Source organism: Providencia sp. M-27 (assembly GCF_011077905.1).
In the GTDB taxonomy this organism is placed as follows: Bacteria; Pseudomonadota; Gammaproteobacteria; order Enterobacterales; family Enterobacteriaceae; genus Providencia; species Providencia huaxiensis.
Window position 1 is genome coordinate 601,556 of sequence record NZ_JAALBT010000001.1, and the last position, 17,846, is coordinate 619,401.

At 42.2% G+C, this 17,846-nt stretch carries 16 protein-coding genes and 1 riboswitch; of the genes, 11 read left to right on the top strand and 5 right to left on the bottom strand.

The window, feature by feature from the left end; translation table 11 throughout:
* Positions 1 to 4 precede the first annotated feature (4 nt).
* A complete protein-coding gene (locus G6Q48_RS02825; RefSeq protein WP_166264405.1) occupies positions 5 to 619 on the bottom strand; it encodes a TIGR04211 family SH3 domain-containing protein in 615 nt (204 codons plus the stop codon).
* Between the two features lie 280 nt (positions 620 to 899).
* Here G6Q48_RS02825 and G6Q48_RS02830 point away from each other — a divergent pair, with 280 nt between their 5' ends.
* The 5 genes from G6Q48_RS02830 (at position 900) to G6Q48_RS02850 (ending at position 7,014) form a co-directional block, all read left to right on the top strand.
* Positions 900 to 1,862, top strand: coding sequence for a CYTH domain-containing protein (locus tag G6Q48_RS02830; RefSeq protein ID WP_166264407.1), 963 nt, complete (start codon positions 900 to 902; stop codon positions 1,860 to 1,862).
* 12 nt (positions 1,863 to 1,874) lie between these two features.
* Positions 1,875 to 4,721 carry a bifunctional [glutamate--ammonia ligase]-adenylyl-L-tyrosine phosphorylase/[glutamate--ammonia-ligase] adenylyltransferase gene (gene glnE, locus G6Q48_RS02835; RefSeq protein ID WP_166264409.1) on the top strand — a complete coding sequence of 949 codons (2,847 nt, stop codon included), beginning with the start codon at positions 1,875 to 1,877 and terminating at the stop codon, positions 4,719 to 4,721.
* 91 nt (positions 4,722 to 4,812) lie between these two features.
* Positions 4,813 to 6,240 carry a bifunctional D-glycero-beta-D-manno-heptose-7-phosphate kinase/D-glycero-beta-D-manno-heptose 1-phosphate adenylyltransferase HldE gene (gene hldE / locus G6Q48_RS02840; protein WP_102137839.1) on the top strand — a complete coding sequence of 476 codons (1,428 nt, stop codon included), beginning with the start codon at positions 4,813 to 4,815 and terminating at the stop codon, positions 6,238 to 6,240.
* A 149-nt stretch (positions 6,241 to 6,389) separates the two neighbouring features.
* A complete protein-coding gene (locus G6Q48_RS02845) occupies positions 6,390 to 6,668 on the top strand; it encodes a type II toxin-antitoxin system HicA family toxin (RefSeq protein ID WP_166264411.1) in 279 nt (92 codons plus the stop codon).
* Positions 6,661 to 7,014 carry a type II toxin-antitoxin system HicB family antitoxin gene (locus G6Q48_RS02850; protein ID WP_004257748.1) on the top strand — a complete coding sequence of 118 codons (354 nt, stop codon included), beginning with the start codon at positions 6,661 to 6,663 and terminating at the stop codon, positions 7,012 to 7,014. The genes G6Q48_RS02845 and G6Q48_RS02850 overlap by 8 nt, the downstream gene beginning before the upstream one ends.
* 40 nt (positions 7,015 to 7,054) lie before the next feature.
* On the opposite strand, the gene ubiK is transcribed toward G6Q48_RS02850, so the two are convergent.
* Positions 7,055 to 7,321 (bottom strand): ubiquinone biosynthesis accessory factor UbiK, encoded by a 267-nt coding sequence (gene ubiK, locus G6Q48_RS02855; protein ID WP_102137837.1) that lies wholly within the window; start codon positions 7,319 to 7,321, stop codon positions 7,055 to 7,057.
* Positions 7,322 to 7,579: 258 nt separating this feature from the next.
* A riboswitch (FMN riboswitch) is annotated at positions 7,580 to 7,731 on the top strand.
* 158 nt (positions 7,732 to 7,889) lie between these two features.
* Here ubiK and ribB point away from each other — a divergent pair.
* Both ribB and ygiD read left to right on the top strand, forming a co-directional pair.
* Positions 7,890 to 8,543 (top strand): 3,4-dihydroxy-2-butanone-4-phosphate synthase, encoded by a 654-nt coding sequence (gene ribB / locus G6Q48_RS02860; RefSeq protein ID WP_102137836.1) that lies wholly within the window; start codon positions 7,890 to 7,892, stop codon positions 8,541 to 8,543.
* 237 nt (positions 8,544 to 8,780) lie between these two features.
* Positions 8,781 to 9,584, top strand: coding sequence for a 4,5-DOPA dioxygenase extradiol (gene ygiD, locus G6Q48_RS02865; protein WP_166264510.1), 804 nt, complete (start codon positions 8,781 to 8,783; stop codon positions 9,582 to 9,584).
* 83 nt (positions 9,585 to 9,667) lie between these two features.
* Here the strand turns inward: ygiD and G6Q48_RS02870 are convergent, their stop codons facing one another.
* The 3 genes from G6Q48_RS02870 to tolC all read right to left on the bottom strand — a co-directional run bounded on the left by G6Q48_RS02870 (position 9,668) and on the right by tolC (position 13,330).
* Positions 9,668 to 10,831, bottom strand: coding sequence for a glutathionylspermidine synthase family protein (locus G6Q48_RS02870; protein WP_102137834.1), 1,164 nt, complete (start codon positions 10,829 to 10,831; stop codon positions 9,668 to 9,670).
* 6 nt (positions 10,832 to 10,837) lie between these two features.
* Positions 10,838 to 11,542 (bottom strand): DUF1190 family protein, encoded by a 705-nt coding sequence (locus G6Q48_RS02875; protein ID WP_166264413.1) that lies wholly within the window; start codon positions 11,540 to 11,542, stop codon positions 10,838 to 10,840.
* Between the two features lie 399 nt (positions 11,543 to 11,941).
* Positions 11,942 to 13,330, bottom strand: coding sequence for an outer membrane channel protein TolC (gene tolC, locus G6Q48_RS02880; RefSeq protein ID WP_166264415.1), 1,389 nt, complete (start codon positions 13,328 to 13,330; stop codon positions 11,942 to 11,944).
* A gap of 305 nt (positions 13,331 to 13,635) precedes the next feature.
* Here tolC and nudF point away from each other — a divergent pair, with 305 nt between their 5' ends.
* From nudF to parE, 4 genes are all read left to right on the top strand, one after another.
* On the top strand, positions 13,636 to 14,274 hold the full coding sequence (nudF, locus tag G6Q48_RS02885) for an ADP-ribose diphosphatase (RefSeq protein ID WP_166264417.1): 639 nt from the start codon (positions 13,636 to 13,638) through the stop codon (positions 14,272 to 14,274).
* Between the two features lie 144 nt (positions 14,275 to 14,418).
* Positions 14,419 to 15,258 (top strand): 3',5'-cyclic-AMP phosphodiesterase, encoded by an 840-nt coding sequence (gene cpdA / locus G6Q48_RS02890; RefSeq protein WP_102137830.1) that lies wholly within the window; start codon positions 14,419 to 14,421, stop codon positions 15,256 to 15,258.
* Positions 15,259 to 15,265: 7 nt separating this feature from the next.
* The gene (gene yqiA / locus G6Q48_RS02895; RefSeq protein ID WP_166264419.1) at positions 15,266 to 15,847 is read left to right on the top strand and encodes an esterase YqiA; all 582 of its coding nucleotides are present in this window, start codon (positions 15,266 to 15,268) and stop codon (positions 15,845 to 15,847) included.
* Between the two features lie 87 nt (positions 15,848 to 15,934).
* Entirely contained in the window at positions 15,935 to 17,830 is a 1,896-nt protein-coding gene (parE, locus tag G6Q48_RS02900; RefSeq protein ID WP_102137828.1) for a DNA topoisomerase IV subunit B, read from the top strand.
* Positions 17,831 to 17,846 lie beyond the last annotated feature (16 nt).

Genomic DNA, 17,846 nt, shown 5'->3' on the forward strand with positions numbered 1-17,846 from the left:
TCAATTACATCCAACCATCATTACGTTTTTTACGACGTGGAATAATGTGCGGTAAAATCAAACCTAAAATTAAGCCAACACCGGCGACGCCACCACCATACATAAACCATTGTAAAATCAATTCACGACGGCGATCATCTAAGTTGACCTCAGCAATTTCTAGCTTTTTGCCGGATTTGATCAACTCATTTTTTAATTTTTCATTTTCAGCTTTTAGTTGGCTGACGATATTGTCATTATCAGCGACTTTTTGCTGCATATCTGCAGTTCGTGTATTCCACGTGTTATCAATATTGTCGAGCTGTTGACGTAGTTTTTGGTTTTCAGCTTCAAGTTCTGGAATGCGAGTTTTCATACTTGGTGTATTACTGAGTTGCTCAACGGGTAACCAGACCGTTCTGCCTTTTTCATCGCGAACTTGTGCAAATTTGTTGTCTGTGGAGAGCAGTTCAACCGCTTCCCCGGCATTGAGCGTACCTACGATACGATATTTTGTGCCAGGTCCACTATGAACGTATGTGGATAAATCATCTGATACATAACGTTTTTCTGCTGCATGTGAATTTAAGGAAAGGCCTAGCCCCATGATTGAAATTAATAATAATGGAATTTTTCGCATGGTATTTACAGTCTTTTGATGGTGAATGAGTTTTATATTATTTGAATACTAATGAGTAAAACGCGAGGGTGCAAATCCTAAACGCAGATGTCTCTACAGTCTAAAGGAGAATGAGAACTATCCTAACTGTCTAAATTACCCTTGTTTTTACTTTGTTTTCAATATAACTCACTGAAAGAAATATGACAGGTAGAATTTTTGTTTATCGCACAGTTTCTTTTCTCAGCTTAGCTCGATTGGGGTAATATGAGTGAAGTGAAATAATTAAATAAGGATATGTATGAGCCACGTAGAGGTTGAACTCAAACTTGCTGCTAAGAGTTCCGCAATAGAGGCTGTACGACAGTGTCTATCGACATTGTCTCACCAATACAGTGAGCCGACGAAGTTAACCAATATCTACTTTGATACGGCAAATAAGCAGTTACGTCAGTGGGATATGGGCTTACGTATCCGAGGTTGTGATGGCCGCTATGAAATGACAATGAAAACGGCAGGACAGGCGGTAGGTGGTTTGCATCAACGGCCTGAATATAACGTTGACATAGATTCGCCAGAGCTTGATTTAGCGGCATTACCCGCTGAAATTTGGCCCGAAGGAACTGACATTTCACAGCTTAAGTCTGAATTAAATATCCTTTTCAGCACGAATTTTACGCGTGAAAAATGGTTAGTCACGTTTGAAGATAGCGAAATAGAAGTCGTTTTCGACCAAGGTGAGATATCCGCAGGTTCAAAGGATTTGCCTATTCAAGAGTTTGAATTAGAACTCAAAAAAGGTTTTATTGCTGATGTGCTCAATTTAGCAAAGAAATTTGCAGATATTGATGGTCTGCACCTGTCATCACTTAGCAAAGCTGCACGTGGATATTCATTGCTATCACCGTCAAAAGAGCCATTAGCTCGCCCTGACTCGGTGTTTGACTATGAAGAGCAACCCCTAGAAAAGTCATTAATGCATATGCAATTACTTTGCCAGCAGCATGAAGACTACTGGTTAGCAAATAGCAGCAATGCACGCCAAGGCTTCAGTGAGTTTTTACGTTTTGTTCAGGCATTTTTAGTGCATTACCAAAATTCAGTGCCTCACTTTATCCATGACACGCCACTGGAACAATTACGTTCAGATATTGCCGATGAAACCATCAGTGCGGAGGATTTTTGCTATAGCAGTCAGTGGTTAAAGTGTAAATTAGCCTTTATCCAGTGGTTAAGTGCTTTAACCTATCAAGAAGCCCATTAAGGTATTGATAATATGCATGCTTTTCCTGAGTTATTACAAAGCCAAGGTGAACGCGTTTTAAGCCGAATAACGGAACAGGCTCACGAGTTACTGCCGTTAAGCGAACAAGAAATTCAGGTGCTGTCTTTCAGCGATTTTGCATTCAAGAAAGTACTCGCGCATTCACAGTTTTTACTTGAAATTCGTTCTCAGCCACCGAAAGCGGATGAATGGAAAAGTTATGCATCATGGTTATCACAAGAATTGTCGTCAGTTAGTCATGAAGAACATTTGATGCGAGTATTGCGCATCTTTCGCCACTATATATTAGTGCGCTGCGCATGGATGCAAGTGTTAGAAATAAGCACGCAAGAAGAAACGATTTATCAGCTCAGTATATTGGCGGAGACCTTGGTTGTTGCGGCGCGAGACTGGTTGTATCAAGAATATAGTCAGTCATGGGGAACCCCTTGTAACGCAGAAGGAAAACCGCAGCCACTATTGGTTTTAGGGATGGGAAAGTTAGGGGGCAGAGAGCTCAATTTTTCTTCAGATATTGACCTGATTTTTGCTTATCCAGAAAATGGGGTTACCCAAGGTGGCCGGAAAGAGTTAGATAATGCACAATTTTTTACGCGTTTAGGGCAAAAATTGATCCGCGTACTCGATCAAGTGACGGAGTATGGTTTTGTTTATCGGGTCGATATGCGTTTACGGCCATTTGGAGATAGCGGCCCGCTGGTTTTTAGTTTTTCTGCGCTAGAAGATTATTACCAAGAACAAGGGCGAGATTGGGAACGCTATGCGATGGTTAAAGCCCGTATTATGGGGGCTGATAGCCTGCATTATGAGGCGTGTTTGCGAAAACTTTTGCGTCCTTTCGTCTATCGTCGCTATATCGACTTTAGCGTGATCCAATCCTTACGTAATATGAAAAATATGATTGAGCGAGAGGTTCGGCGTCGTGGTTTGGTCAATAACATCAAATTAGGCGCTGGAGGGATCCGCGAAGTTGAATTTGTTTCACAAGTTTTCCAACTTATTCGAGGGGGGCGAGAACCTGTTTTACAGTCGCAATCCTTATTTTCAACATTACAAGGGATCCGAGAACTTGCATTATTAACTGAAGATCAAGTTGATATCCTGCAAGATGGCTACCTTTTCTTGCGTAGAGTCGAAAACTTACTGCAAAGTATCGATGACCAACAGACACAAACACTCCCTGAAGATACTTTAAACCAAACGCGCTTAGCGTGGGGAATGGGGTTTGCGGATTGGCCTGAGTTTTACCAACTTTTGAGCCAGAAAATGGCGGCAGTACATCAAATATTCACTGAGCAAATAGGCCAGGAAGATGACACTGAGAATACTGATGCATTCGATGAAATTTATATCACACTGTGGCAAAGTGAATTATCGAAAGAAGAATTAGCCGCCTATTTACCCTCTAAAAATGAAGATATTGCACAACGCATTATTCACGGCATAGTGATGTTCCGCCATGATCTCAATAAACGCACTATTGGCCCTCGTGGACGGGATGTTCTTGATGAATTAATGCCTAAATTGTTGGCTAAAGTCGGTGAACGTGATGATGCAGGCCAAGTCATTGAGCGCATCACACCACTGTTATTGAGCATTGTTAGCCGTACAACTTACCTAGAGTTAATGCTTGAATTTGATGAGGTTTTGACGCACGTTATTCGTTTATGTGCGGCTTCACCCATGATAGCGGAGCAGTTAGCGCGCCACCCATTGTTGCTTGATGAATTGCTCGACCCTCAATCCTTATACCAGCCTCTGCCACTAGCGGCCTACCGTGACGAGTTACGCCAATATTTAATGCGCGTTCCTGAAGATGACGAAGAACAACAACTTGAAGCATTACGTCAATTCAAACAGGCTCAATTATTACGCATCGCTGCTGAAGATATTTCAGGTGTTTTGCCGGTAATGAAAGTCAGTGATCATCTGACTTACCTTGCAGAAGCAATTATTGATGCGGTGGTACACCAAGCGTGGCAAAAAATGGTAAAACGCTATGGTGAGCCAGCGCATCTCGAGCAAAGTGACAAAAAACAATATGGGTTTGCGGTATTAGGTTATGGAAAACTAGGTGGCTGGGAATTGGGCTATGGTTCTGATTTAGACCTCGTTTTTCTTTTCGATTGCCCTTTAGATGTCGTCACCAACGGCGAACGTTCCATTGATGCACGCCAATTTTACTTGCGTGTTGCTCAACGCATTATCCATTTGTTTAGTACTCGAACCCCTTCTGGTGTGTTGTATGAAGTTGATGCGCGACTCAGGCCTTCCGGTGAGTCAGGGATGTTAGTCAGTACAATACAATCATTTGATGACTACCAAAAAAATGATGCTTGGACATGGGAGCATCAAGCACTCATTCGAGCTCGAATGGTGTTTGGTGATGAGGATTTACAACGGAAATTTATACAAACTCGCCACGAAACGTTGTGTATGCCAAGAGACCCTCACACCTTGCAGCAACAAGTGCGTGATATGCGGTTGAAAATGCATCAGCACCTAGGAAGCCATCAAGCTAATGAGTTCGATTTAAAAGCGGATCCAGGTGGGATCACCGATATTGAATTTATCGCGCAATACTTAGTTTTGCGTTTTGCCGCAGAAAATAATGTGTTAACACGTTGGTCTGATAATGTGCGTATTTTCGAGCTAATGGCGCAATATGGTTTCATGCCTGAAGATGAGGCGAATGCTTTAACTCAAGCGTATGTCACGATGCGTAATGAACTCCATCACTTAGCATTACAATCATTGCCAAGCCGTGTTGAAATAAACCAATTTACCCAGCAACGTGAACAAGTTTTAGCGAGTTGGCAAAAATGGCTTGAGGAGTAAGGAACAAACGCATTTTATTTAGCTAAACAGCGCAATATGCTAGTATTGTTGCTAATTATTATTAGATTTCCTTTTAAAACTGGAGTGCAGGATGAAAGTAACTCTCCCGGATTATAAACAAGCCGGTGTGCTGGTGGTTGGTGATGTGATGTTAGACCGTTATTGGCATGGTCCTGCAAACCGAATTTCGCCAGAAGCCCCTGTTCCGGTCGTTAAAGTCACGATGGTAGAAGAGCGTCCCGGTGGCGCGGCTAACGTCGCGATGAACATTGCCTCGTTAGGGGCAAATTCACGTCTTGTTGGGTTAACTGGGATTGATGACGCGGCAAAAGCACTGACTGAAAATTTAAATGCGGTGCAGGTGCGTTGTGATTTTGTCGCTATTCCCACTCATCCAACGATTACTAAATTACGCGTACTTTCACGTAATCAGCAACTTATTCGCCTTGATTTTGAAGAAGGTTTTGAAAACGTGGATGTTGCCCCCGTACTGGAGCGCATAGAACAAGCACTGCCACACATTGGCGCACTAGTGCTGTCTGACTATGCAAAAGGGGCATTAACGCATGTTGAGAAAATGATAGCGCTCGCTAACAAGGCCAATGTTCCCGTTTTGATTGACCCGAAAGGAAACAATTTCGAACGCTACCGTGGGGCAACATTATTGACGCCAAATATGTCTGAGTTTGAAGCGATTGTTGGGCCATGTAAAAACAACCAAGACGTTGAAGAAAAAGGCATGAAGCTGCTTCACTCATTGGAGCTTAAAGCACTATTAATTACGCGTTCAGAGCAAGGTATGAGCCTGATCCGCCGTGATGAAGCCCCATTGCATTTACCGACTCAGGCACAAGAAGTGTTTGATGTGACTGGGGCAGGGGATACGGTTATTGGCGTATTGGCTGCGTCTATTGCTTCTGGTCGCCCACTACATGAAGCCTGCGCATTGGCGAATGCCGCAGCTGGCGTGGTGGTTGGTAAATTAGGGACTTCTACGGTTTCGCCAATTGAATTGGAAAATGCGATCCGGGGTCGCGCTGATACTGGTTTTGGTGTCATGACTGAAAGTGAATTAAAACAAGCCGTTGAGAATGCAAGGCAGCGCGGTGAACGTGTCGTGATGACGAATGGTTGTTTTGATATTCTCCATGCAGGGCATGTGTCGTATTTAGCCAATGCACGTAAATTGGGCGACCGCTTGATTGTGGCGGTCAATAGCGATGCATCGACGCGCCGCTTAAAGGGTGAAACACGTCCAGTTAACCCATTAGAACAGCGTATGACCGTTCTAGGGGCTTTGGGGGCAGTGGATTGGGTGGTTGCTTTTGAAGAAGACACTCCGCAACGCTTAATCGCAGAAGTTCTGCCAGACATCTTAGTGAAAGGGGGGGATTACCGCCCTGAAGAGATAGCGGGCAGTGCTGAAGTGTGGGCTGCTGGAGGCGAAGTTAAAGTCCTTAACTTCGAAGATGGTATCTCGACAACGAATATTATCAAGAACATCATGAAAACCAGTTAATTTATTATTAGCTATTAAAAAACCTCACTATGGAACTTCAAGCCAAGTGAGGTTTTTATTTATCTAAAATCAATATGGCGTCAAGCATTGACGTCATATTTTTTTTGTTTTAGATTTTAACGTCACAATATGACGTCATGGAATAGACGATGATAAAAATGAGGGAACTGGATTCGAAGCACCGTAAAACGATGGTGGATATACTCACAATTCCACCTAAATCAGGACTCAAGTGGGGCGATGTAACAAGTTTAGTTGAGCATTTAGGCGGCACTATAAAGAATGGAAGTGGTTCACGTCGCAGGTTTGTTTTACAAAGTTCTTTGTTTTTGACACATCAGCCCCATCCAGGGAATACACTGGATAAAGGTGCGGTGAACGGGTTACGTGTGTGGTTAGAAAATACGATAGGGGTGGAATATGATTAAAAGCAGTAATGTGATGACGATAGACGGCCATCCTGCATCTGTTATCTATGAAGCTGAAATTAAAGCGTTTCGTGGTAAGTTTTTAGATGTAAGTGGTTACTGTGATTTTGTCTCTGATAGCATTGAAGGGTTAAAAAAAGAAGCGCGAATATCTTTAGCGGAATACATTGAAGGCTGCCAAGAAGAAGGGATTAACCCGTTCAAAGAACAAGAAACGGTAAAGTCATTTACGCTGCGTTACCCAAGCCGCTTGGAGGCTTATTTAAATGCAGTAACAACTGAGCATAATGTTTCTAAAAACCAGTATATTGTTCAGTTGCTTGAACGCGAGCTGAATATCAAATAACAAAAGTGACGCCTTAGTCGGTGTCACTTTTTCAATTTAATTACTCAGACGTTTTTTCTTCTACATTTAAATGGGCTTCAAGTGCGCTAACACGTTGTTCCATTTTTGCTAATTTTTCGCGGGTGCGTAACAAGACTTGAGTTTGAATATCAAATTCTTCACGGCTGACTAAGTCTAATTTGCCGAGTTGTGATTGTAACAGTGAACGCAGTTTTTTATCAAAATCTTCACCTAAATCGCGTACGCCTTGCGGTAAAGCGCCTTGAATTTGGCGGGCAACTTGTTCAATTTTTTTCGGATCGAGCATTCGCGGGTCCTTCAGTTAATCAAGATATAATTAAGCGTAGTGTAATACCTCTTTTCGCCTTGTGCTAGCTCGAATTAGTTAGCGAAAAGGCCTAGGTGTATTATCTGTGATGAAAAAAGCTTGGTATTCGTCTGTGGCAGTAAAATTAACCTTGATAACTCTAAGTTTTTATTCATGTTTTTTGACTAAAAGTGTGAGTCGTTCGCCAATTTTGATTATCATCGTTGCGAACTTGAATTATTGGCGTTATATTAATTGCGTATATCTCAGGGCGGGGTGAAAGTCCCCACCGGCGGTAAACATGCATCATGCATGAAGCCCGCGAGCGCTTTACCATTCTGTGGTAAAGGTCAGCAGACCCAGTGTGAATCTGGGGCCGACGGTTATAGTCCGGATGGGAGAGAATTAACTGTATCTGCATATTTGTGCTATTACGCACAATAGTGTTCTGCATACCTGAATAGGTAAATGCCTTTTATTGGCTATTTATATATTCACCATTTCTCGTATTCCTAAGACTGCCTTGATTCTGGTAACTAGTTAATAACTATTTAAGAGGTTTTTTACCATGGATCATTCGCTACTTTCTGTATTCGGTAATCCTATCGAACGTGTTGAAAATGCTATCGAGGCTTTACGCCAAGGTAAAGGTGTTCTTGTTCTCGATGATGAAGATCGTGAGAACGAAGGCGATCTAATTTTTGCAGCAGAAACCATGACCGCTGAGCAAATGGCATTTACCATTCGTTATAGCAGTGGGATCGTGTGTCTTTGTATTACTGAAGAGCGTCGTAAGTTGCTCGAATTACCGATGATGGTGGAAAATAACACCAGCCAAAACCAAACGGGTTTCACGGTAACTATCGAGGCCGCGAAAGGGGTTACCACGGGCGTTTCCGCAGCGGATCGTATCACCACTATTCGTGCTGCAATTGCAGATAACGCAGTTCCTGCCGACCTAAATCACCCAGGCCACGTTTTCCCATTACGTGGGCGTGACGGTGGGGTATTAGCACGTCGTGGCCACACTGAAGCGTCTATCGACCTTGCGACTCTAGCGGGTTTCAAACCTGCCGGTGTGTTGTGTGAGTTGACTAATGATGATGGTTCTATGGCTCGTACTCCAGAAGTCGCTGCATTTGGTAAGCAGCATGGCTTGACGGTGGTGACGATTGAAGATTTAGTGCAATACCGTTTGCAGCATGAAAAGAAAGCGAGCTGATCCTCTTAGAGGAAGAGCTCTAGATAGAGGTTTTGATAAGTTTAAATATTAATAAGCTAAGTTATTTAAATTATTAATAGTACGTTAAGCATATAGAATATCTTGAAGGCCACTGAGTTGCACACCTCGTGGCCTTTTCAATTTTTTTGATGATCATACTCATAATTAGCCCACTGTGTTTCTTGCTGAAAAGCGTATGCTGTAGGGAGAAACTAATTGAGTTGGAGTTTAATCATCATGTCGGTAAATACTTCAGTGGTAAAAAATAAGATCCCTGCCATTTTTATTGGCCATGGTAGCCCGATGAATGCGATTGAGGATAATCCTTACACTCAAGCGTGGGAAAAACTCGGTAAAGTCTTACCTCGGCCAAGCGCAATTTTGGTGATTTCAGCTCACTGGTATACGCGTGGCACTGCTGTGACTTCAATGTTAGAACCACAAACGATTCATGATTTTGGTGATTTCCCCGAAGCCTTGTATCAAATCGAATATCCTGCCCCTGGTTCTCCTGAATTAGCTCAGCAAGTTGCATCATTATTAGCTCCTGAGCCCATTCACCTTGATGAACAAGAGTGGGGATTAGACCACGGTACATGGGAAATTTTAGTACGTATGTATCCAGAAGCCGATATTCCTGTGATCCAGCTGAGTATCGATGGTAGTAAACCTGCTACTTGGCACTATGATCTCGGAAAAAAGTTATCGGTTCTAAGAGAAGAAGGCGTACTAATTATGGGAAGTGGCAATGTTGTACATAATCTACGGGCGATGAATTGGCAAAATTCTCATGCCGAGCCATATCCATGGGCAATATCTTTTGAAAAGTTTGTGTATGATAATCTGCAAAGTCATGAAGTGCCTCATCCATTGACTAAAGGATTAGAACGGGAGGATGGGAAATTATCGAACCCATCACCAGAGCATTACTTGCCTATTTTACCTATTTTAGGGGCTTGGGATGGGCAAGAAGAGATCAGTACACCGATTGAAGGAATTGTGTCGGCATCGTTAAGTATGCTGTCTATTCAGGTAGGATAAGTTTTTTTTCTATGGAATTGATTGATAAAAAAGCCCAAATCATATTGCTATGTTTTGGGCTGAGCTTTTAATTTTAAATACGATTAATCGATGATCGTATGTGGATAAAAGCGTGATAAGTCTTGAGTGATCAGTTCTTTATCTTCACGAATACAGATCCCCGCTGGTTGATCATTCACCAACCAGCTTCCGACTAAGGTGTAGCTACCTTCAAATTGTGGAAGTGGGTGGAACTGTTGAATAATCATACCTTCTTCGCCGTATGGGCCGTCTGCGGCTGCAATTTCCTTGCCATTTTCGATAATACGGATATTGGCACCTTCACGAGAAAATAGTGGCTTAATGACGTATTTTTCGAGTTCTGGTTGGGTTTTGCCATCTGCGAAATAAGCAGGTAGTAAATTTGGGTGATCAGGGAACATTTCCCATAACATTGGCAATAAGGCCTTGTTAGAAATGATGCTCTTCCATGCAGGCTCTAACCAGCGCACGCCAGCGTCTTGCAATTTAGTTGAGAAAATTTCTCTTAGCATAAATTCCCACGGATATAGTTTGAACAGGTTACTAATCACCTGATCTTGTGTATCCGAAAACTCACCTTTTTCACCTAGACCAATTTCGTCGATATATAAGAATTCAGTGGCAATACCCGCTTCATTGGCGCAATCTTGTAAATACTGAACGGTACCGCGATCTTCTTCTGTGTCACGGCAACAAGACATATGTAACAAGCGAAAACCATACTGATCTTTTAATTGCGTAAAGCGCTCGATCAATTGCTCTTGAATACTATTAAACTGATCAGCATTTTCAGGTAATTTCCCTGCTTCAATTTGATCTTCTAACCAGATCCATTGGAAAAATGCAGATTCATATAATGAAGTTGGAGTATCCGCGTTATTTTCTAAAAGCTTAGGTGGGTTAATACCATCGTAAGCAAGGTCAAGCCTAGAATATAACGAAGGTTGCTCGCTTTTCCATGAACTGCGAACAAATTCCCAACAATGTTTAGGGATCTGAAAACGCGCCATTAACTCATCGCTTTCAACAACACGTTCAACCACTTTTAGGCACATTTGATGCAACTGTTCGGTTGCATCTTCGATTTCTTCAATTTGTGCCATCGTGAATTGGTAATACGCGTCTTCTGACCAGTAAGGCTCACCATACATAGTATGAAATTCAAAGCCAAACTCAGAGGCTTTCTCGCGCCAGTTTGGGCGCTCTACTATAGGAACTCGTTTCATTACTTATCAACCACCCATCGAACGGGAAGAAGAAGTTGATTTTGCAGAAGAAGATGAACGTTGTGCCATCGCTTGTTTATTGACGGTGTCACCAAAACCGCCACGAGTCACGGTTGAAGTTGTTGGTGGTTTAGGTGCCATGGCGGTTTTTGGTACGCTCATTGAACGTCCACCTGCAACGGCAGGGCCATAGCTTTTACCTGAAGCGTCAACAAACTTACCGTTGGCTGGGCTCGCTGGGTTTTTCGAGCTGAATAATGGTTGTGATGCAGCGCTACCGCCCATCATACGGCCCATCATATAACCCATCATTAATGGCATCCACATACTACCGCCACTGCTTTGTGCTTGAGCAGTTTGTTCACCATTTGTTGAGCTAGTGCCTGCAAGACCCGCTTGAGCAGGGGCTTGAGTACACATAGATTCACCAAACTCAGCAATACAGTCAGCCTGAGTTTCATATTTAGGTGCAGTTTTAGCAGCTTCTTGTAGTGCATTATTGTAAGCGACGGTGCACTGTTCGGCTTGTGATGGGTTCGCTTGGCTACAATCTTGCGCGTTGGTGTACAGTGATACAGTTTCATCGCTTTCTTCACAAGCGGAAAGCATAAATACGGCACTGACCGCAACAGCCACAGGCGCTAAACGGTATGAACGCCAAGACTTACGGAAGGCGTTCTGATTAATATCTTTGGTACGCTTCATGGTCATGGTAATTACCCTGAATTTAATTAAGTAAGATGTTTTTAGATGTTAGCTCTAGGATAGGGGATAACCGCTGAAAATTAAAGCAGAAATATAGGAGAAATGAGCTGAATTTATCATTTTGATAACTTTCTGCTATTTTTTTCTAATTAGCCGGGTATTTATTGAAGAGTAAAATAATATTTTTATTTTATATCAATAAATTAGCTGCAGGTTGTTTTTTGATCTAAAACGTAGTGAACAGAGTGAGAATTCACTGAATTTGTACCATAGGCTAATGAAAAGGGGTTGTAAGCGGACCAATTAGTACAAATTAGCAATTCTAAACGATTTACTTGGCTTCCATCAAAAAATAACCCGCTATGTAAGCGGGCCATTATATCATTTTCAAATAAACTAAGAATTTTAGTTCATTCTTGGTGCATTGGTACTACGAATAATACTACTTGCAGAGGTTGAAATCTCTTTACCTAAATTCGCATTAAGGCGTGCAATATCGTCTTCGTTTAATGTACCACGAGCAAATTCAATATTCAGTTGGTTAATCATGTAGTCGTAACGCGCATTAGACAGATTTTGTTTCGCTTGGTATAGCGCTGTTGTTGCTGTCAATACGTCAACAATGGTACGTGTCCCTACTTGATAGCCTGCTTCCATCGCATCTAATGAGCTTTGTGCGGAAACAACGACTTGTTTGTAAGCATTAATACTACTGATTGACGATGATACGTTATTAAATGATGAGCGAACTAACTGAATCACATTGCGGTAAACGCTTTCAAGTTGTTCACTAGCACCTTGGAAACCATATTGTGCTTGTTCAACCTGAGAACTGACTGCGCCACCAGTATACAGTGGAATGCTTAAATTTAAGCCAATGCTATTTTGGCCGTTATAGCTGTTGCTCGCACTACCGCCATATGGCGTGTTATAACCGCTGCCGTGTTGGTAACTATTTGTGACTGTTGTTGATGCATCTAAGTTAACTGTTGGCATGTGGCCTGTTTCTGCTAAACGGATGTTTTCACGAGAAACATCTTGCGCTAAACGTGCGCTTAACAGGCTGAGGTTACGCTCTTCGGCTTCTTTTAGGATAGCGTTGATATCGCCCAGCTCATTAGTTTTAAAGCGGTCAATATTTAAAGAGGCGAGTTGGCTGTAGTACACGCCACTGACTTGACGCAGTTTTTCAATCGCATTTTCTAACTCGTTACGGCCTGCAACTTCTTGTGCAATAACGCTATCATAGTTTGCACGGGCGTTTTGCACGTCGGTAATGGCAACAAGACCCACGTTAAAACGTTGTGTAACTTGGTCTAATTGGCGATAAACCGCTTCTTTATTTGCTTCAATATAAGATAGCGCGTCAATCGCTTTTAAGACGTTAAAATACGCAGTTGCAGTATTTAAAATTAATTGCTGTTGACTTGTTTGATACGTGACATCAGAAATACCCGCAGTTTTTTCTTGGATAGTTAATTGACGCCATTTCGACATATCAAACACAACTTGGGTCAGTTTCAATGAAGCATTTAAACCTGTGCTTTCAGTGTTTCTTGCGTCACGGTAACCACTGCCGTAGCTAGCGCCGGCACCTAGACCTAATTGTGGCAATAATGGGCTGCGAGATTCATTAATTTTTTCAAAAGCTTGATTACGTTCAGCTAATGATTTTCTTAATTCAGGGTTACTTTCTTTGGATTTTTGGTAAACCTGTAGTAAATCTTCTGCAAAGCTATTGGTACTGAGACCCACAAAACTCATCGAAATTAAAAGGGGAAGCAGTTTCTTCATTTTGATTCCTTGATTAAACAGCAAATTAAGTTGAGTCTGTTGCCTAAAACGTACCATGCCTAACTAGGCGATAGATATTAAATTATCCGTTTTAGAGACAGTTATTAAAAACAGACACTATGTTGCTCTTTGATTTGAATAATGGCGCTTATTGTAACAGAGTATCACTTCTATTAACGGTAGCCTTTTGTGCCATTTTGTCTCAATTTATTAAACATTACCTCATCTAAGGTTAAAAAACCTCAAAAACTGTTTTAATCCACAATTATTTCCTTAAGATGGAATAATTGAGTTTGGAGAATGAAATGACAAAACAAATAGAGCAGCCAATTAAATACGGCAAAAATGATGTTGAAATTATATCCAAGCGTAAATTATTTAATGGTTTTTTTCAAATGGTTGAATATCAATTTCGTCATCGCCTCTTCGCGGGCGGATGGAGTAAAGAAATTCGCCGTGAAGTTTTTGAGCGGGGCCATGCAGGCGTAGTTTTACCCTATGACCCGAAAGCTGATAGTGTTGTTTTGATTGAACAAATTAGGTTACCTGCAATCGAAACGAGTGAAACACCTTGGTTGCTCGAAGCCATTGCGGGAATGATAGAGCAGAACGAATCACCCGAAGAAGTTATTCGTCGTGAAGCCATTGAGGAAGCCGGGCTGATTATTGGCCGCACTGAAAAAGCGCTAAGTTATCTTTCTAGCCCTGGCGGGACAACTGAGCGCATGCATGTATTTATCGGTGAAGCCGATAGCAGCCAAGCGGAAGGTGTGCATGGTCTCGCGTCAGAAAATGAAGATATTCGTGTACATGTGGTTAGCCGAGAACAAGCTTATCAATGGGTTGAAGATGGCACAATTGATAATGCGGCAACCGTGATAGCGATTCAATGGTTACAACTTCACTATCAAAAACTACATGAAAAGTGGATGAAATCGTTTTAAATACCGATTAATCTGGTGAAGTGTGTGCTGATTAGCAGAAAGTTAGAAAGTAAAGTTTTAAGATAGTTGTAAGTGTGTTTAGCTTTTATATAGTTGTAATGAATAGATTAGGTACTAAATAATATTTAAGGAAAAGGAATACTTTTGGACAGCCAGCTTGAAGTGACTGCAAAGAACTCTAAAATTGTGAGAATTTTACAGGTTACTGATACGCATCTTTTCGCTAATACAGAAAATACGCTTTTAGGGGTAAATACTTACAAAAGCTATCAGGCGGTACTTGATGCTATCACTGAGGAAAATCTCCCAATTGACTTAATTGTTGCGACAGGGGATTTAGTTCAAGACCAATCACCACAAGCTTATCAGCATTTTGCGGATGGCATTGCGCGTATCCCTGCTCCTTGTGTATGGCTTCCTGGTAATCATGACTACCCGCCTGCGATGGTAGAAACACTCCGAGTCGCTGGGATTTCAAGTGCTAAACAAATTTTGATTGGCGATGAATGGCAAATCTTGATGCTTGATAGCCAACTTCAAGATGTACCTCATGGCGAGCTTTCTGAACAACAATTGGAATGGATGAAAGCCAGCTTAGATGCTGAACCTGAGCGTACTACATTGATTATGCTGCATCACCACCCTCTAGCTTCGGGTTGTACTTGGCTTGATCAGCACAGCTTGAGAAATTCACATATTTTAGCTGACTACTTAAAAAACTATTCAAATGTTAAAGCGATGCTATGTGGCCATATTCATCAAGAAATGGATGAAAATTGGCACGGTATTCGGTTGTTAGCAACGCCTTCTACCTGTGTGCAGTTTAAGCCTCACTGTACTAATTTTGCGCTAGACACCGTCGCGCCAGGTTGGCGATATTTAGAATTAAGTATTAATGAACAAAACCAAAGGCATATTACAACCCGCGTTCACCGTTTAGATACAAGGGAGTTTAGCCCTGATCTTGACTCTGACGGTTATTAATTCGCTTATGTCTACTTTACTTTATATTCATGGTTTTAATAGTTCACCTCAATCCGCTAAAGCTAATAATTTAAAGCAATGGATTGATGCGAATTATCCGCATATTAATATGCTTGTACCGCAATTGCCAAATTACCCTCAGCAAGCTCAAGCCATGTTGGATGATATTATCCAACAGCATCAGCATGAAAAAATGGGGCTAGTCGGCTCTTCACTCGGTGGTTATTTTTCGCTTTGGTTTTCAGAACGTTATCAGCTTCCTGCTGTCGTCGTAAACCCCGCAGTGCGTCCTTTTGATTTACTACAAGATTACTTAGGCGACAATACAAACCCATATACTCATGCACAATATGTGTTGGAAGAAAAGCATATCCATGAGCTAAAATCTTTATACATTGAAAGATTAACTTCCCCTCATCTTATTTGGTTGTTACAACAAATGGGCGATGAAGTACTTGATTATCGAGAGGCTGTTGCCTATCTTTCAAAGTGCAAACAAACTGTGGAACCTGACGGTAATCATGCCTTTATTGGTTTTGAATCTTACTTTTCTCAAATTGTTGATTTCCTACAATTGGCAGAGAAATAGTGTCAAAACGTATGAACACTGTTATTATCAACAGTAACTCACTGATTGAATAGTTCAATTAATCACCTATTACCGCAGAATGACAACATGACTCAATCTAGTTATAACGCAGAGGCCATTGAAGTCCTCAGTGGTTTAGAGCCTGTTCGCCGTCGTCCGGGGATGTATACCGACACCAGTCGACCGAACCATTTGGCTCAAGAAGTAATTGATAATAGCGTCGATGAAGCGCTTGCGGGGCACGCGAGCCACATCGAGGTTATTTTACATGACGATCAATCCCTTGAAGTCATCGATGATGGGCGCGGTATGCCTGTCGATATCCACCCTGAAATGAAAGTGTCAGCGGTTGAACTGATTTTGGGGCAACTACATGCAGGGGGAAAATTCTCCAATAAAAACTACCAATTCTCAGGTGGTTTGCATGGTGTCGGGATTTCTGTCGTCAATGCGTTATCAAAACGTATTGAAGTTACTGTTCGTCGTGATAGCCAAGTGTATCAAATTGCCTTTGAGAACGGCGATAAGGTGGAAGATTTACATGTCATAGGGACTTGTGGCAAACGTAACACAGGGACTAGCGTGCATTTTTGGCCGGATGGCAGCTATTTTGATAGCCCAAGATTTTCAGTAACACGTTTAACTCATAACTTAAAAGCCAAAGCTGTTTTATGCCCTGGCGTGAAAATCACGTTTAAGGATAAGCTCAACAATACAGAACAAAGTTGGTGTTACAGTGATGGGTTGACCGATTACCTCATGGAGTCAATTGACGGCCTTGAGGCGTTGCCACCAAAACCGTTTACAGGTGAATTTTCTGGGGAAACGGAAGCCGCTCAATGGGCACTGCTTTGGTTGCCTGAAGGTGGTGAATTACTCACGGAAAGCTATGTTAACCTTATCCCTACAGCACAAGGTGGAACCCATGTTAACGGGCTTCGCCAAGGGTTGCTTGATGCTATGCGTGAGTTTTGTGAGTTCCGCAATATATTGCCTCGCGGTGTTAAGCTCTCAGCGGATGATATTTGGGAGCGCTGTACCTATGTGCTTTCTGTTAAAATGCAAGATCCACAATTTGCCGGGCAAACCAAAGAGCGCCTATCTTCTCGTCAATGTGCCGCATTTGTTTCGGGCGTGGTAAAAGATGCCTTCAGTTTATGGCTTAATCAAAACGTGCAAGTGGCTGAACAGCTTGCAGAAATGGCCATTTCTAGCGCACAACGTCGAATGCGTGCAGCGAAAAAAGTGGTGCGTAAAAAACTCACCAGTGGACCTGCATTGCCGGGTAAATTGGCCGATTGTAGCTCGCAAGATCTAAGTATGACGGAGCTGTTTCTTGTTGAAGGGGACTCCGCTGGCGGGTCTGCAAAACAAGCGCGTGACCGTGAATATCAAGCTATCATGCCGTTGCGCGGTAAAATCCTCAATACATGGGAAGTGTCTTCCGATGAGGTTTTAGCTTCCCAAGAGGTGCATGATATCTCTGTGGCTATTGGAATAGACCCTGATAGCGAAGACCTTAGCCAATTACGCTATGGGAAAATTTGCATACTTGCGGATGCGGACTCCGATGGCTTACACATTGCTACATTGCTATGTGCGCTATTTGTCCGTCATTTCCCAACACTGGTTAAAGCAGGGCATGTCTATATGGCAATGCCACCGCTATACCGCATCGATTTAGGCAAAGAAACGTTTTACGCCCTTGATGAAAGCGAAAAAAATGCTGTGCTTGACCGCCTTAGCCGCAAGCGAGGTAAACCCAATGTTCAGCGATTTAAAGGGCTGGGGGAAATGAACCCACTGCAATTACGTGAAACCACATTAGATCCAAATACTCGTCGTCTTGTACAGCTAATTATCGATGATGAAAACTACCAACAAACTCTTGCTGTGATGGACATGCTTCTGGCGAAAAAACGCTCGGAAGACCGCCGTAATTGGCTGCAAGAGAAAGGCGATATGGCTGAAATTGATGTCTAATATCCGAATTGCGATG

What these genes read in the sequence shown, in the direction of transcription:
- ribB (WP_102137836.1), top strand. Translation starts at nt 7,890, where the DNA reads ATGGATCATTCGCTACTTTCTGTATTCGGTAATCCTATCGAACGTGTT.
- G6Q48_RS02830 (WP_166264407.1), top strand. Translation starts at nt 900, where the DNA reads ATGAGCCACGTAGAGGTTGAACTCAAACTTGCTGCTAAGAGTTCCGCA.
- G6Q48_RS02850 (WP_004257748.1), top strand. Translation starts at nt 6,661, where the DNA reads ATGATTAAAAGCAGTAATGTGATGACGATAGACGGCCATCCTGCATCT.
- parE (WP_102137828.1), top strand. Translation starts at nt 15,935, where the DNA reads ATGACTCAATCTAGTTATAACGCAGAGGCCATTGAAGTCCTCAGTGGT.
- glnE (WP_166264409.1), top strand. Translation starts at nt 1,875, where the DNA reads ATGCATGCTTTTCCTGAGTTATTACAAAGCCAAGGTGAACGCGTTTTA.
- yqiA (WP_166264419.1), top strand. Translation starts at nt 15,266, where the DNA reads ATGTCTACTTTACTTTATATTCATGGTTTTAATAGTTCACCTCAATCC.
- ygiD (WP_166264510.1), top strand. Translation starts at nt 8,781, where the DNA reads ATGTCGGTAAATACTTCAGTGGTAAAAAATAAGATCCCTGCCATTTTT.
- G6Q48_RS02845 (WP_166264411.1), top strand. Translation starts at nt 6,390, where the DNA reads ATGATAAAAATGAGGGAACTGGATTCGAAGCACCGTAAAACGATGGTG.
- nudF (WP_166264417.1), top strand. Translation starts at nt 13,636, where the DNA reads ATGACAAAACAAATAGAGCAGCCAATTAAATACGGCAAAAATGATGTT.
- G6Q48_RS02825 (WP_166264405.1), bottom strand. Translation starts at nt 619, where the DNA reads ATGCGAAAAATTCCATTATTATTAATTTCAATCATGGGGCTAGGCCTT.
- tolC (WP_166264415.1), bottom strand. Translation starts at nt 13,330, where the DNA reads ATGAAGAAACTGCTTCCCCTTTTAATTTCGATGAGTTTTGTGGGTCTC.
- ubiK (WP_102137837.1), bottom strand. Translation starts at nt 7,321, where the DNA reads ATGCTCGATCCGAAAAAAATTGAACAAGTTGCCCGCCAAATTCAAGGC.
- hldE (WP_102137839.1), top strand. Translation starts at nt 4,813, where the DNA reads ATGAAAGTAACTCTCCCGGATTATAAACAAGCCGGTGTGCTGGTGGTT.
- G6Q48_RS02870 (WP_102137834.1), bottom strand. Translation starts at nt 10,831, where the DNA reads ATGAAACGAGTTCCTATAGTAGAGCGCCCAAACTGGCGCGAGAAAGCC.
- G6Q48_RS02875 (WP_166264413.1), bottom strand. Translation starts at nt 11,542, where the DNA reads ATGACCATGAAGCGTACCAAAGATATTAATCAGAACGCCTTCCGTAAG.